Genomic DNA, 15,593 nt, shown 5'->3' on the forward strand with positions numbered 1-15,593 from the left:
TGATTGCCAGAGACAGGACATCTGGAATATAGATTTTGGGGGTAGCCCGAGGCTTCTGACACTGTCAGGTCTGGCATGTGTTTTCAATCAACCAACGGTTTTTGGCAACGCTTGGGGAGCAACGGCTGGTTTTTGTTTTGACGCGAAGGCGAAAAACGCTTTCTGGTTGCTTTGTTGCAATCTAAAGTTTATTTGTATTTTTGGTTTTTTTTCAAGCTTTACAATAAGTGTAACCGATGTTTGAGCAGCACGCACCATAAAGCAGCTTTGGGTTTTCATGTTCAATCATTTGATTTCAAATCAGTTCTCCAACAATGAATACAGACACCCTTCGAAAACCCAACCATTTTTTATTATCAAACGTTCTCTGCTATAACACGGCATTGAACCGAAGAAATTAAAATATGAAGAATATGAAAAGCCCCTTTCAGAAAATAACCGATGACAGACATTTTATTATTGACTGCTATGCAGAGATGTTAACCAGAATTAATGAACATGAAATAATTCCCTTAATCAACAGTCATCCGCAAGATTTTTCGGCAGTAAATGATGCCAACATCTCAATTGAAAAGGTCATCCAATCATTAAGTATTTACTTCCAACTAATGACTTTGGTAGAAGAAAATGCGGCTACGCAGTACCGAAGAAAAATGAGAAACCAAGAGAATATCATCTCCATTAGAGGTTCTTGGGCCGAAGCTTTTAAAATTTGGATCGATCAGGGTATTGATGAAGATGAAATGCTGAATGCTATTTCACAGACTCACGTCATACCCGTGCTCACAGCACATCCGACAGAAGCCAAAAGGGTTACGGTCATTGAAATTCACCGGGAATTATATTTGCTCCTGGTGCAGAGGGAAAATGTGTCACTTAGCAGGCTCGAGCAAATTGATATCAAGGAAAAGATTATTAATTTATTGGAAAGATGGTGGCGAACGGGTGAAATCTACTTGGAAAAACCAGATATCAGGGACGAAAGAGCAAATACGATTCATTATTTAAGCAAAGTTTTTCCAACCGTATTAGAGAAAAGCGACCAGCAACTGAAGGGATCCTGGATTGAAATGGGATTAAATCGAAATAAAATTAAAAATCCCGATTTGTTCCCTAAAATCAGTTTTGGGAGTTGGGTTGGTGGCGACCGCGACGGACATCCTTTTGTAACCCCTGGCATCACGCAAGAAACCTTATTGCTGCACCGAAAGAAGGCACTTTCGCTCATTAAGTCGCAATTGATGACTTTAGCCAGCAAGCTTTCTGTTTCAGCCATTAGCAACCCTGTTCCGTTTTTCTTATCCGAAACGGTTGAGAACAAATCAAAAGCATTGGGCACCTCGGGCGAAAAAGCTGTACGCCGAAACCCTTATGAGCCATGGAGACAATACGTGAGCTTGGTTTTATTGCAGCTGGAAAATACGATTGCTGAAAAAAACACCGATGCCAATGCCTATTACAGATCAAGCAAAACGTTGGCTGAAGACCTTAAATTCCTGCGAAGAATTCTTGTTGAAAATGGCATGAAAGGCCTGTCCGAAGACATCCTGTTTCCAATAGAACGAGCAGTCAGTTGTTTTGGGTTTCACCTTGCGAAACTGGATATCAGACAGAATAGCGCCTTCCACGATAAAGCCATTTCACAAATCCTGCGTTCAAACGGTGAAAAAGACCATGATTTTGAAAAATGGGATGAAGCGAAACGTGTCAGCTTCCTGAATAAAGTACTTGAAAGTCACTCACTGATCACTGACATTACGGTTTCGTATGGAGCTGAAGCAGACAATGTATTAGACTGTTACCGGGTTGTTCGCCATCACATCAATCAATATGGTTCCGACGGCATTGGCGCTTTCATTGTCAGTATGACAAGGAGTCTGAGCGATTTGCTTGTGGTATATCTTTTCATGCGCGAAACCCAGTTGCTTAACACCAACATTCGCGTGGTACCGCTCTTGGAAACCATCGAAGACCTTCATCATGGGCCAAAAATATTGGAAGAATTCCTGCAACATCCAATCACAAAGCAAAGATCTTCCAACATGGCACATAAACAGGAAGTGATGCTGGGATATAGCGACAGCAATAAAGACGGTGGCACGATTGCCAGTAAATGGAATTTATTTAAGGCCGAAAATGAATTGGCGGCAGTAGGAAGAAAAAATCATACCGATGTTTACTTCTTCCACGGAACCGGAGGAACCATCAGCAGGGGTGGCGGAAAGTATCACCGCTTTTTGGAAAGCATGCCCACCAATACGGTAAATGGAACCATCAAGATTACGGTTCAGGGAGAATCTGTTGCCCAGCAGTTTGGTAATCCCCTCACAGCAACCTACAACTTAAATGCTTTGACCTCGGGAGTAGCCCGACAAACAATTAAAAGTAAGACCAGCGCCAACAAAGAAGACTATCCTTATGAAACCATGGAGTTTCTAACGCAAAAGTCATTCGAGCATTACAGAAACTTAATTGAAACACCGGGATTCATTAATTTTTACAGCAAAGCAACGTGTATTGACGTACTGGAGAAAAGTAAAATTGGTTCGAGGCCCGCAAGAAGAACCGGAACGAGAACATTGAATGACCTGAGAGCAATTCCCTGGGTGTTTAGCTGGAACCTTTCGCGAATTACCATTACGGGTTGGTATGGGCTTGGTGAAGCTTTGAAAATATTGAAAGCCGAAAGACCAGAAGCGTACAAAGAATTAAAGAAGTTGATCAAGGATTGGAATTTCTTCAAGTTTTTAATGATCCAAACCGAAACCAACCTGATTCTTTCCAATGTGGAAATGATGAAGCTTTATGCCGAACTGGATGATGATGCTGATGAAAGAGCATCGTTTATGAATAAAATCCTGACCGATTATGAAAACGGATTGGCGATGATTGAAGATCTTTTTGGAGAATCGTCAGCAGCGAGAAGAAAAGGACAGTACGACAACTTGAAATGGAGGGACGCGAAATTAAAAATTCTCCACCAGCTCCATATCAAATACCTAAAACAATGGCGCAGCATCAGCGATGAAAACAGCATTGAGAAAGACACCATGCTAACCAAATTGCTGAGTTTAATTAACTCATTATCCAGCGGCTTGAAGAACACCGGGTGAAAACCAAATGAGCAACTATTCAACTTGCCCTGTTGTAAGGAAATATTCTTGGCAATCGCAGTAATTTAAGATTTTAGCCATAAACAGCACCAAACAACAAATGGAAATCAGGACTTTCTGGGAAGGTCAATATCTAAAAACAGTCGAACAGAATATCCTGACATTTGGGAAAGAGCTTATCGTCGAAGGCTTTATTACCGGGCTTGATCAGAATCGTGTTGCGCTGAATGTTCACTACGCGATGAGCTTATCATCCGATTGGCATTTGATCAGTGCCTCTATTGTAAAAAACGGGACAGACCTCTTTTCGATCCTCAAATCAGACGGTAAATGGATCGTTAACAATCAGGAAAGATCCGATCTGGCGGATTGTGTGTTTATCGACATCAATATTTCTCCATTTACCAATTCCCTACCCATCAACCAATTGGATTTTAGCAAAAGTGCTGAACACAAAATAAAAGTCGTTTTTGTTGATGTCCTCCAACCGGAAGTCGATTTGTCCAATCAACGTTATACCTGGCTCGATGATACTCATTACACCTATAAAAATCTTGATTCCGGATTTACAAGGACTATTGAAGTGGATCGACTGGGATTGGTAGTAGCCTATCCGGGTATATGGAAAAGGCTTCATAGCATTTAATCTAAAGGAACACTGCAATTTCTTCCCCAGTGGTTGAACAAAAACACACGATAGACAGACACACCCATATGATGACCAGCCATAACGACCGGATAAACAGCCAAAACAGCGTTGAAAGACAAAAAAAGCTTCGCCGCACGAGTGAAACGCCTCGCCTCCAGATAGAGTAGGTCTGCCGCACGACAAAAATCCCTTCGCCATATTGCAAAAAAGGGCTTCAGCGATACACACCAGCGTTTCCGCAATCGGTTGCCTTTCTTCTGCCTGGCGCCAGCAGACAGAATTTTCCGGAAAGATGCTTGACACTGGATGCTGCCCATTTGAAGAGTCATCCTGGACTTGATTCAGGATCTGCCAGCGAGTTAATGCCCGATATTGGACAAGCTGAAAACTGCGACTGATCATTGGCTTCTCTTATTTTGAATGAAAACAAATAAGCACTGGCTAAATAATTAATTCTGTAAGATTATGTAACTTGTGCAACTGAAACCGAAAAACTGAATTTGTGAAACTACAAAACGACATTAGGCTTCGGCAAACCATATACGATGAACAACTGGCTGTACAGCTTTTGTTTGATTGTGATTCAGAAATATTGTCTGCATCAAGCAAACCTTCGAAACCGCAAACAATAATCAGAATAATATAGGGATGTATGTGCTTAACACATTTTGATAAAAATAAAATAACTAAACCAAAAAAAACAATCACAAATGGATCAAAAACAATCTTTTAACCTCAATGCTGATTTTATGGGTGGTTTCAGCGCCATTTTTATGAAATTGGTGTTTGTAATTATCGCCGTTTACCTGCTGATGATGGTGTTGAATTTCCTGCGCGATAAATTCATTCTTCCCGAACCAAATCAAAAGAAGGACGATATCTCAGACCTGCTGGTAATCTTAAATAAATTATTTTATGTCTCGGGTTTTGGTTTTGTCATCGCCAATGTTTTTCAATTTCTGTTCTCACAAATTAACAGTCGCCACAACAGCATGGGCACCATGAGTTTTCGAGGCGAATGGGATTACCTGACTTTTGGCATTATCATCATCTTTATTGGCATCGGATTTAAGGTTGCTCATAAGGTTTTGGAGAAGAACAGGCTTGAATAGGAACCTCCTTGTTCTTTGAAAACATGCTTAAGTGGGGCGACAGTTAGTAACAATAATACCTTATAGAAGAAACCAAAACACAACAAGTAGATAACACAACTCGATTCAAAATAGATTAAATCATAAACCAAAAACTAAAAAAGATGGGTGCAATGTTTATTCTTCCGATTCTGATCGGCTTTGTTTACCTGGCAATTATTGCCGGAGTTCTTTACTTGATTTACACTTGGGTGGCCAAATTTATTCGGCTCAAACAGGAGCATAACGACTTGCTGCGGGAAATCGTAAAAAAAATGGATCGCCCAACAGATGGAACGTTAAACCGCAACGAATAACAACGCCGGATGGATGATTTAACAATACTCTTAATCGTGTTGACGGCCATTCTTTGGGTTTGGGCAGTATATGACATTCTTCGTTCCGCAAACCGGAACCGCTTAGCCTTGAGTTGGCTTTTAGTCGTCATCTTCTGCCCCATCATCGGGTCAATTGCTTATTTCCATATGAACCCAAGATCAAGAAGATCATGATCCACCTGCTAAAGATCGCTGTTAAACATGGTAAATTCCTCTGTGGTTGAGACTGGATGCTGGATGCTAGCAGCTTATTTTGAATGAAAATAAACTATGCCCAATGGCTGAATGAAAATAAATGACAGAATGAAAGGATTTAAACTAACAATCAATGATCACACCATTTCAGGAGGCGTTGAACAGGGAACCGTTTTCTTGTTGGTCACCCAGGTTCGCGACGAAATACAACTTGATTTTTTGGGAAGTGATGACGTGACGAACCAAATCTATAAATGGACAGACGGTTATCCGGTAAAGCCGGGCGATAAGCTGCAGATCCATTTCACAACAATTGAATCGCGTTCGAAACCGGTAGCGATCAGTGAAAAACCTCCCCTCGAGGATCACCGCTTGGAAGAATACCTGCAACTAAAACAACGATTGTATGAAAAAGGACTTATCTAATCTTGGCTTAGAGCTGAAACAATCAGCCAAACTAATCGCAGCACCTTTTGACTATGAGGGAGTGCTAACCATCACCATCACCAAACGGAGAAATGACAAAGTGGAACTGCGGTTTGGAGGAATGAATGAAGCGATGGAAATGCTGGACTACCACGAAGGCAACTTATCGCTTGATGAGATGATAACTATTACATGTAAAGAAGTCGGGGCAATACAGCCTCCAACAAATAGGGGCCCATTTACTTGCGAGCGTCCTGCACCAACCGATGAGGAGGAACTGGAAAGATACCTGCAACTAAAAGCAGAACTTGAAAAAGAAGGCTTGATATAATATAAACCCGCTGCCAGTGGCTGGCCGAAACCGAAAACTTGGACTGAACTCTGGATACTTCCAGCTCGCTACTTATTATGAATGAGACTAAATTATGCTCGCTTGCTGAATGATTATAGATAATCACATAGCCTGTGGAATGGGAAACAAGATGATGATGAAATCCCATAAAGATTGAAATGGCAAAATGACTGACCCGACACCCAAACATTACCCCTCCATTGCTCAGAGCTTTGGGGTAACCGGAATCGTAATATTAGGAATGCTGCTGCTTATTCCGGTGATGGTTGCATTAAACAACCTAATTAGCAAAGAGGCCTCCATGCTCATCTACTACCTGCTGTCCATTGGAATACCTTGCTGGATTGTAATTCAAATTAAAAAATCGAAGACAGGCAATTCTTCCTTCAGCCTAACCATTGAAAACAAACGGATTATCCCATGGATTATTTTGGGAACAATCGCACTGCTCTGGGGTGTCATTTCGCCAATTGCGAGTACCATACCCATGTCGGATGAAATTAAGAAAGCATTCATGGACTTTGCTGGTAAAACCGGGCTTTATTCTTTTATGCTCATGGTTATCGCAGCCCCCATTCTCGAAGAGATCCTATTTCGGGGCATCATACTTGATGGACTGCTAAAAAAGTACAGCCCCCTGAAATCGATATTGGTGTCCAGTTTTCTTTTCGGGTTCGTTCATTTAAATCCATGGCAATTTGTTTCCGGTTTTGTGATTGGTATTTTCGCTGGCTGGGTTTACTATCAAACACGTAGTTTACTGGCAGCCATCATTATTCATGCTTCGGCCAATTTAAACGGATTTTTGGCAAGAATCTTCATGGATGCTGATGCGGCCATGAACGACTCGCTGATTGAAACGTATGGTGGAACCGGCAAGTTAATCCTGGCTATTTCCGCCTCACTGGTCGTGATTGCGATTTGCATTTACTACCTGGACAAGGCGTTCAAAAAACGAAAAATAAAAGTGGTGCTGAATGAGCCGGATGCAGACTTGGAATTGGGTAATACGGGTGAAACCAATGCATAAGACTTTCCGGATGACTGGCAAGTTTAAAAATACTACCATGAAGAAAACGCTGTTCCTTTTCTTACTTTCAATCTCAATCCACACCCTTGGACAAGAACACCTGATTGGGGTACAAGGTGGATTGAATTTGACCAATATCACCGACAACGCGTTCTTTGATAACAGCAATACAAAAACCGGCTTTATCGGAGGGATCAATTATACCATCAAGATTTCTGATCGATATCAAATCGGAGTGGACGCCTTATATGCACAACAAGGATATATTAGCAAATTCATTGCTATAGAAGAATATGGGCATCAGACCGGAGTTGAAGATTCTAAATTCAACCATGACTATTTCAGCCTACCCCTGAAAATCGGCTATGAAATGGGCGAGAAAATAAAGATCATCCCGTGGATTGGCCTGGTTCCATCTTTCTTGATCAAGGCAGAATCAATTATTCCCAGATTTGACGATTCGGGAAATGTTATTGGTCATGAAACAGTTAATGCCAGGTATGCTATTTCTAAATTTGATTTCGGAGGGCTCCTTGAATTGGGATTTGAAAGTCGATTAACCAGCAATCTATTTTTCTGTCCGGCCCTGACGTACCGACATAGTCTAAGCACTTTTTCGAACTCAAACTACTTTGAAGATAGCAAAATTAGACATTATGGGTTGTCGATTGCCGTGGGAATGAAGTATCGACTAAAAACCAGGTAAGCGGGAATCACTTTAAAATTTTGTGGATAATTGACATTACCCTATTCAAAAAGACTTATTCCCTGTTCCGACCTCTTATGTAGCTTTGTTAAAAATTCTCCTATCGCACTTTATTCGCCTTATTTTTATATTCAGTCTTCGTCAAATAAGGTCAATAAGGTTGTGGTTTCTATGTTAATCCCTAGCTTCGAAGGTTTAAGGAAGAAGAAAAAAGGTTCTATTAGAAGATTGTTTGATCTTGCAGCTCAGATTTCCACCCTAAGAATTTAGAGTGACCCGTAAACGGCCCCACTATAATCAAAGAAATCAATCTGCTCAATGGCTATGAATCCGTCTGTGTACCACTGTGGTTAAGACAGGAACTGGATGCCTGCTTGATGAGTAGTCCTTAACTCGTTTCGGGATCTGCCAGCAAGTTGGAAAATGGAAGATTGGAGATGCTCGATGTTGGATACTTGATAAAACTGAAAACGACTGAACACTTTATTCTCCCCTTCCAGGGAAATTCTTCGTGCCTTCGAGTCATTGTGTTTAATTTTTCCGTCAGCAATCTCGATCCCAATACCCATGGTTGGACCTTTAGAATTTGGAACATAGATTTTGGAATTTCACGAGATGGTTATTGGTCATTAAGATCGTTTATCCCTGGTGGTTGGATAAAACGAAAGGCGACTGCGCCTGAAAACTGCGACTTTTTCGTTCTTCCTTAACATTGAGTTTACAAAAGGGCGTCCTTGTGTAGACCCCTTTTAAATAAGGATTTATTCACTGACCGTTGCTGGAGAAATCTTTATATTTGCGGCAAACTTCAGAGCACTATTTATTCTAATTCACTATTATGAAGCAAATAAAATACATTACTCCACAAGAAGCAGTAAAAGTCATAAAATCCGGCGATCGTGTTCACCTCAGCAGTGTGGCTGTCACACCCCATACGCTGATCAGACCAATGGTTGAGCGCGGACGTTCCGGAGAACTTTACGATGTAAAAATCCAGCACATTCACGTTGAAGGCGATGTTGAGTATGCCAACCCCGAGTTTGAAGGCATTTTCGTTTCGGAACAATTTTTTGTTGGCGGAAACCTGCGCAAGCAAACCCAGGCTGGCTATGCCGATTACATCCCGGTGTTTTTGAGCGAAACACAAAAGCTCATTCGCGAAGGCTACCTGAAAGTGAATGTGGCTATGGTTATGGTTTCAACACCCGACAAGCATGGCTTTGTATCGCTGGGTACTTCGGTTGATGCCACCAAAGCGGCTATTGAATGTGCCGACGTGGTGATTGCAGCCGTTAACCCTAACGTACCAAGAGCCTGGGGCGATGCCATGATCAGCATTGATGAAATTGACTTGTTTGTTGAAGACGACAGCCCCCTTTACGCCCACGGCATGGCTCCTCTAACAGACACCGACATTCAGATTGGTAAGAATGTCGCTGAGCTGGTGGAAGATGGCGCTTGCCTGCAAATGGGTATTGGTGGAATTCCAAACGCTGTATTGGCACAGTTGGGAAACCACAAAGACTTAGGAGTACACACCGAAATGTTTGCTGATGGGATTCTTCCGTTGGTCGAAAAAGGTGTGGTAACCGGAAAACACAAAGCCATTGACAAAGGCAAGATGGTAGCTTCGTTCCTGATGGGGACAAAAGAATTGTATGACTTTATTGATGATAACCCGATGGTGGCCATGATGGATGTGGCCCATACCAACAATGTTCATGTGATTCGTCAAAACGATAAGGTGACTGCAATCAATTCTGCACTGGCTATTGACCTGACCGGCCAGGTTTGTGCCGATTCAATCGGAATTAAACATTACTCTGGTGTTGGCGGACAGATTGACTTTATCCGTGGCGCAGGCCATTCAAGAGGCGGAAAACCCATTATCGCTTTACCATCCGTAACAGCCAAAGGGGTTTCCAAAATCAGCCCTATTCTGATGCCCGGATCAGGTGTAGTGAGTACCCGTGCCAACATGCACTGGGTGGTTACGGAGCATGGAGCGGTTAACTTATATGGTAAAACCATGCAGGAACGCGCCCGTCTTTTAATTTCAATTGCACACCCTGCCCACCGCGAAGAGCTGGACAAGGCTGCCTTTGAGCGTTTTGGTTCACACTTTCATTTTGTACAAGAAAAATAACAATCATAGAACAGGTCAAGAGGCAGGACGATCACCTGCCTCTTGTTAAGTTTGCATAGCGAAACAAAAGCGTCAATTTTTTTTCTTTCTTTTTCGAATTTTTGAGCAATTTGTTTAAAAATATGCATTCAAGCCATTGATCCACATTAAAACTCAAAATAATCACTTTATAAAAAATAATCGATCATGGGAGTAACACATATTGAACACATTGGAATTGCAGTCAACAGCTTGGAAGAAGCCATTCCGTACTATGAAAAGGTACTGGGGCTCAAGTGCTACGCGATTGAAGAAGTAGCCGACCAGAAAGTGAAAACCGCCTTTTTTAAGGTAGGTGACACCAAGATTGAATTGTTGGAGTCGACCGATCCGCAAGGCCCGATTGGGAAGTTTATTGAAAAGAAAGGACAGGGAATTCATCACCTGGCCTTTGCCGTCGACAACGTGAATGAAGCCTTGACACAAGCTTCGGACAACGGCATTCAGCTGATTGATCAAACCGCCCGAAAAGGAGCCGAAGGCTTAAACATCGGATTTTTACATCCTAAATCAACCCTCGGTGTATTGACCGAGTTTTGCAGCGAAAAATAAAAACCAAACATTTATTACTACATAATGAGCAATCAAGATAAAATCAACAAACTAATTGAGTTGCGTGCGGAAGCCAAGCTTGGCGGCGGCATCAAACGAATTGAAGCCCAACACGACAAAGGTAAATTTACCGCCCGCGAACGCATTGAAATGCTGCTCGACGAAGGCAGCTTTGAAGAGTTCGACATGTTTGTCACTCATCGCTGTACCAACTTTGGCATGGAAAAAAACAAAGTAATGGGCGATGGTGTAGTCACCGGACACGGAACCATTGACGGACGCGTTGTTTACGTCTTCTCGCAGGACTTCACCGTATTTGGAGGCTCGCTCTCTGAAACTTTTGCACAAAAGATCTGCAAAGTGATGGACATGGCCATGAAAGTTGGCGCGCCGGTTATCGGAATCAACGACAGTGGCGGTGCTCGAATCCAGGAAGGAGTAACCAGCTTGGCAGGTTATGCCGAAATCTTTGAACGCAACATTTTGGCTTCAGGGGTGATTCCACAAATCTCCGCCATCTTCGGCCCTTGTGCCGGTGGCGCCGTCTACTCTCCTGCCCTTACCGACTTCATCATGATGACCGAGGAAAACTCTTATATGTTTGTTACCGGACCAAAAGTTGTGAAAACGGTTACCGGCGAAGACATTTCCATCGAAGATTTGGGTGGTGGTAAAGTTCACGCTTCTAAATCAGGTGTTTCGCACTTCCTGGTTGAAAATGAAGAAGAAGGAATTTTGGTGATACGCAAACTGCTGTCGTACCTTCCGCAAAACAACCTGGAAGATGCACCGACAACCGAGTGCGACGATCCTATTGACCGCCTGGAAGATTCACTGAATGAAATTATCCCGGATAACCCGAACCAGCCGTACGACGTGAAAGACGTGATTTATTCGCTGGTTGACTATGGTGAGTTTTTGGAAGTACACCGCAACTACGCGAAGAACATCGTTGTAGGTTTCGCCAAATTCGACGGACAACCCGTTGGTATTGTTGCCAACCAACCCAACTACCTCGCCGGGGTATTGGATATTGAAGCCTCAAGAAAAGCGGCTCGATTTGTTCGCTTCCTCGACAGTTTCAACATTCCCATCATCACCTTGGTTGATGTTCCCGGATTCTTGCCCGGAAGTGGACAGGAATACGGTGGAATTATCATTCATGGTGCCAAACTGATGTTTGCCTATGGCGAAGCTACTGTTCCAAAAATTACCATTACCCTTCGTAAATCGTACGGTGGAGCACATGATGTGATGTCGTGCAAGCAACTGCGCGGCGACTTAAACTACGCCTGGCCATCGGCCGAAATTGCAGTGATGGGCGCTGCCGGAGCTGTTGAAGTGCTGGAAGGACGCAAACTCATGTCAATTGAAGATCCGGAAGAACGGGCTGAATTCAAAGCCCAACACGAGATCGAGTACAAGGAAAAGTTTGCCAACCCATACCAAGCTGCTGCTTACGGATACATTGACGATGTGATTGAACCGAGAAACACCCGAATCCGTATTATTCGCGGACTTCAAAGTCTGGCCACGAAAAAACTGGTCAATCCACCAAAGAAACATTCAAACATTCCATTATAACCGAATAAGTATGAATAATCTACTAATCTTTTTGTCACCACTCATGGATTTCGGCTGGACTGTTGCCTTGGTTGGCTTTATGATCGTATTTGTCGCTCTGGCCCTTTTGGTCATTGTATTTTTGCGTCTTCCGAAGCTGATCAACATGAACTTCAAAAAGAAACAACAGAAGCCTAAAAAGCACCACTGTGAAGATAAGGACAAAGAATGCCACATTGAAGGAAATGTGACAGCTGCCATTGGCATGGCTCTTTTTCTCTATTTCAAAAATCAACACGACGAAGAAAGCAATATTGTAACTATTAAAAAGGTTCGCAAAGCCTATTCGCCCTGGAGTTCAAAAATTTATAGTGTGACCAACAACTGGCCGCGATAACCCATGTATTGCTAAATAAGATAACAAATGAAAAAATATAAATTTACCATAACCGGCGATGAATACGATGTCCATATCAAAGAGATCGAGGACAACATTGCCACCATCGAAGTGAACGGTACGAAGTACGAAGTCGTCATTCAAGGCGAAGTGAAATCGACCAAAACACCAAGGCTCGTGCGTAAACCGGTTGTTCAGCAACCTGGCGAAGGCCTGATTAAAAAACAACAATCAGGAGGAGGAACCACTGTAAAAGCGCCCCTGCCGGGGACCATCTTCAAAATCAATGTTGCGGTTGGCGACCAGGTGAAATCGGGCGACAAACTGCTGGTGATGGAAGCCATGAAAATGGAAAATCAGATCCTTGCGGAAAAAGATGGCCAAATTTCTGTCATCAAAGTCAAAGAAGGAGATGCCGTTTTACAGGATGATGTTTTATTGGAAATTAGCTAAAAGACCCTGCGAATAATGAAAAAAATAGGCCTTATAATCGCTGCGTTACTGTTACTTCTCCCCTCTTTTATGAGGGCTGATGAAAACAGTGATTTAGCGAAGACGATCATAAGCGGAAAATGGATTAACCGAAGCGACGGTTACGTGGCTTCGCCAACATTCAATCCCAAAGTAGATAAAAAGGAAGATTTTGATTCGGCCAAGCGCTACAAAACGCTTTCTTTTTCAAGCGACTATACCTTCACGATGGATTCGCTGAAACAACGCTATTCAGGCAAATGGAACCTAGACGACGGAAAGATCGTCATGGATTTCAATCCAAAGGTGGTGACCCATCTGAACAAGAATATGGATCCGAATGCCCAAACCAACGCGTATGTAACCACAGACGAATTGCTGGACCTGGGCAAGCGTGAGTTAAGTTTGAACAATGGCAAGCTGACGGGCGATGGCTACGAATACAAAAACTATTCGGGTGCTATCTCGGGTTTGTTTAACTTTTATGAGTTCTCCGGTTTTGCCAATGCCACCTGGAAGCACATGCTGATGATGTGTATTGGGTTCATCTTTATCTTTCTGGCTATTAAATACGACTTTGAACCGCTGTTGTTGGTGCCGATTGGTTTTGGAATTTTGATTGGTAACATTCCGATGTTTCAGGCTGTTGACTTCAACCTGAAACTGGGAATTTACGAGCCTGGTTCGGTGATGAACATCCTGTATCAAGGGGTGGTTCAAGGCTGGTATCCACCGCTCATTTTCCTGGGCATTGGTGCCATGACTGACTTCTCGTCGCTCATTTCCAATCCTAAGCTGATGTTGCTGGGAGCAGCCGCGCAAATTGGTATTTTCCTGACTTTTTTGGGAGCACTTTGGCTGGGCTTTGCTCCACCCGAAGCGGGTGCCATTGGTATTATTGGTGGCGCTGATGGTCCTACTGCGATCTTCATCTCATCGAAGCTGGCCAATGGTGTTAACGTCATGGCCAATGGTCAAGTTGTTCAAAACCTGATTGGACCCATCGCGATTGCTGCTTATTCTTACATGGCTTTGGTTCCGGTAATTCAACCACCAGTCATCAAATTGCTGACCAGCAAGAAAGAGCGTCTGATCCGGATGAAACCTCCACGGGCAGTTTCCAAACTGGAAAAGATATTGTTCCCCATTGTTGGTTTAATTCTAACAGCTTACATTGCACCTTCAGCCCTTCCGCTGCTGGGTATGTTGTTCTTCGGAAACTTGCTGAAAGAGTCGACAGTCACCAAACGTTTGGCTGATACGGCAAACTTTGCCCTGATCAACACGATTACTATCTTGCTCGGAATCACCGTTGGCGCATCCACGCAAGCCGATATTTTCCTGACTCCTTCATCCATTAAAATCTTTATTCTTGGTGCAGTTTCATTCGTTATTGCAACTGCCGGAGGTGTTATTGGTGCGAAAATTATGAACCTGTTCTATAAAAAGGAGAACCGGATCAATCCTATGATTGGAGCTGCTGGTGTGTCTGCCGTTCCCGACAGCGCCCGCGTAGTGCAAACCATGGGACTGAAAGAAGATCCAACCAACCACTTGCTGATGCATGCTATGGCCCCCAATGTTTCAGGGGTAATTGGTTCAGCAATTGGTGCGGGGATCCTGCTCAGTTTTTTGATGTAAAAAGCCATTTCAATAATTTAAAAGGTTGTTCTCGAAAGGGAACAACCTTTTTTTGTATTATTGTATTCGTAAACCTAAAAAAACCATACCAATGAAGAAATTTATCCTCGCTTTGATTGCTATTGCTTTCCTTTTTACGGCGCACACACAACCCAGTAAAGACTTTCCGACAAAAACACTGAACGTGTTGGTGTTCTCCAAAACTGTTGGTTGGAAACACCAATCCATTTCAAGTGGAATTAAAATGTTTAGCGACCTGGCCCTAACAGAAGGCTGGAACCTGACGGCTACCGAAGACGCCAAGCTATTTACAGTGGATTTCCTGGTTAATTTTGATGTGGTGGTCTTTTTAAATCCAACACAGGACGTACTCAGTGAGCAACAGCAGAAAGCTTTTCAAACCTTTATGGAAACCGGCAAAGGCTTTGTTGGTATCCATGCTTCGGCTGATTGCGAATATGATTGGGAGTGGTACGGAAAATTAAACGGTGCCTACTTTTTGACCCATCCTCCGGCACAGGAAGGAAAAGTTATTTTTGAAGATTTCGACCACCCTTCCATGGAACCGTTTAAAGGAATGGACAGCTACACCACCTTTGATGAGTGGTACAGCTTCAAGTCCAATCCACGCGAAAAGGTACATGTACTGGCACGTCTGGACGAATCGACCATTACCAAGGCAGATAACGACAAGTGGAAAATGGAAGACCACCCACTGATCTGGTGGCAGGAATTTGATGGCATTCGTTCTTTCTATTCAGTATTCGGACACACCCACGAAGCTTTTCAGGATCCTAAGATTCAGGCGCATTACGCCGGAGCGGTTAACTGGGCGGGAAGAAGGT

Annotated in this window: 16 protein-coding genes; 15 read left to right on the forward strand and 1 reads right to left on the reverse strand. The window is 43.0% G+C overall.

What is annotated here, in order from left to right; translation table 11 throughout:
* Window positions 1–87: 87 nt before the first annotated feature.
* On the reverse strand, window positions 88–279 hold the full coding sequence (locus AAC033_RS01280) for a hypothetical protein (RefSeq protein WP_339734530.1): 192 nt from the start codon (window positions 277–279) through the stop codon (window positions 88–90).
* A gap of 125 nt (window positions 280–404) precedes the next feature.
* Between AAC033_RS01280 and AAC033_RS01285 the strand changes: the two genes are divergently transcribed.
* From AAC033_RS01285 to AAC033_RS01355, 15 genes are all read left to right on the forward strand, one after another.
* Entirely contained in the window at window positions 405–3,113 is a 2,709-nt protein-coding gene (locus AAC033_RS01285; protein ID WP_339734532.1) for a phosphoenolpyruvate carboxylase, read from the forward strand.
* Window positions 3,114–3,213: 100 nt separating this feature from the next.
* Complete coding sequence (locus AAC033_RS01290) at window positions 3,214–3,759, forward strand: putative glycolipid-binding domain-containing protein (RefSeq protein ID WP_339734534.1); 546 nt, start codon at window positions 3,214–3,216, stop codon at window positions 3,757–3,759.
* A gap of 713 nt (window positions 3,760–4,472) precedes the next feature.
* On the forward strand, window positions 4,473–4,874 hold the full coding sequence (locus AAC033_RS01295; RefSeq protein WP_339734537.1) for a hypothetical protein: 402 nt from the start codon (window positions 4,473–4,475) through the stop codon (window positions 4,872–4,874).
* Window positions 4,875–5,017: 143 nt separating this feature from the next.
* Complete coding sequence (locus AAC033_RS01300; protein ID WP_339734539.1) at window positions 5,018–5,209, forward strand: hypothetical protein; 192 nt, start codon at window positions 5,018–5,020, stop codon at window positions 5,207–5,209.
* A 324-nt stretch (window positions 5,210–5,533) separates the two neighbouring features.
* The gene (locus AAC033_RS01305) at window positions 5,534–5,851 is read left to right on the forward strand and encodes a hypothetical protein (protein ID WP_339734541.1); all 318 of its coding nucleotides are present in this window, start codon (window positions 5,534–5,536) and stop codon (window positions 5,849–5,851) included.
* Window positions 5,832–6,182, forward strand: coding sequence for a hypothetical protein (locus AAC033_RS01310; protein WP_339734543.1), 351 nt, complete (start codon window positions 5,832–5,834; stop codon window positions 6,180–6,182). Before AAC033_RS01305 ends, AAC033_RS01310 begins: the two co-directional genes overlap by 20 nt.
* 187 nt (window positions 6,183–6,369) lie before the next feature.
* On the forward strand, window positions 6,370–7,233 hold the full coding sequence (locus AAC033_RS01315) for a type II CAAX endopeptidase family protein (RefSeq protein WP_339734545.1): 864 nt from the start codon (window positions 6,370–6,372) through the stop codon (window positions 7,231–7,233).
* A gap of 37 nt (window positions 7,234–7,270) precedes the next feature.
* On the forward strand, window positions 7,271–7,939 hold the full coding sequence (locus tag AAC033_RS01320; protein ID WP_339734547.1) for an outer membrane beta-barrel protein: 669 nt from the start codon (window positions 7,271–7,273) through the stop codon (window positions 7,937–7,939).
* 838 nt (window positions 7,940–8,777) lie between these two features.
* On the forward strand, window positions 8,778–10,085 hold the full coding sequence (locus AAC033_RS01325) for an acetyl-CoA hydrolase/transferase C-terminal domain-containing protein (RefSeq protein WP_339734549.1): 1,308 nt from the start codon (window positions 8,778–8,780) through the stop codon (window positions 10,083–10,085).
* Between the two features lie 186 nt (window positions 10,086–10,271).
* On the forward strand, window positions 10,272–10,676 hold the full coding sequence (gene mce, locus AAC033_RS01330; protein ID WP_339734551.1) for a methylmalonyl-CoA epimerase: 405 nt from the start codon (window positions 10,272–10,274) through the stop codon (window positions 10,674–10,676).
* A 24-nt stretch (window positions 10,677–10,700) separates the two neighbouring features.
* On the forward strand, window positions 10,701–12,260 hold the full coding sequence (locus AAC033_RS01335; protein ID WP_339734553.1) for an acyl-CoA carboxylase subunit beta: 1,560 nt from the start codon (window positions 10,701–10,703) through the stop codon (window positions 12,258–12,260).
* Between the two features lie 10 nt (window positions 12,261–12,270).
* Window positions 12,271–12,636, forward strand: a complete 366-nt coding sequence (locus AAC033_RS01340) for an OadG family protein (protein ID WP_339734555.1) — start codon at window positions 12,271–12,273, stop codon at window positions 12,634–12,636.
* 27 nt (window positions 12,637–12,663) lie between these two features.
* The gene (locus AAC033_RS01345) at window positions 12,664–13,089 is read left to right on the forward strand and encodes a biotin/lipoyl-containing protein (protein WP_339734557.1); all 426 of its coding nucleotides are present in this window, start codon (window positions 12,664–12,666) and stop codon (window positions 13,087–13,089) included.
* 15 nt (window positions 13,090–13,104) lie between these two features.
* Complete coding sequence (locus AAC033_RS01350) at window positions 13,105–14,748, forward strand: sodium ion-translocating decarboxylase subunit beta (protein WP_339734559.1); 1,644 nt, start codon at window positions 13,105–13,107, stop codon at window positions 14,746–14,748.
* Window positions 14,749–14,839: 91 nt separating this feature from the next.
* Window positions 14,840–15,593 (forward strand): ThuA domain-containing protein (locus tag AAC033_RS01355; RefSeq protein WP_339734561.1); only part of this gene is annotated, 754 nt, incomplete at its 3' end.

The sequence above is a fragment of the uncultured Sunxiuqinia sp. genome (assembly GCF_963974515.1).
In the GTDB taxonomy this organism is placed as follows: Bacteria; Bacteroidota; Bacteroidia; order Bacteroidales; family Prolixibacteraceae; genus Sunxiuqinia.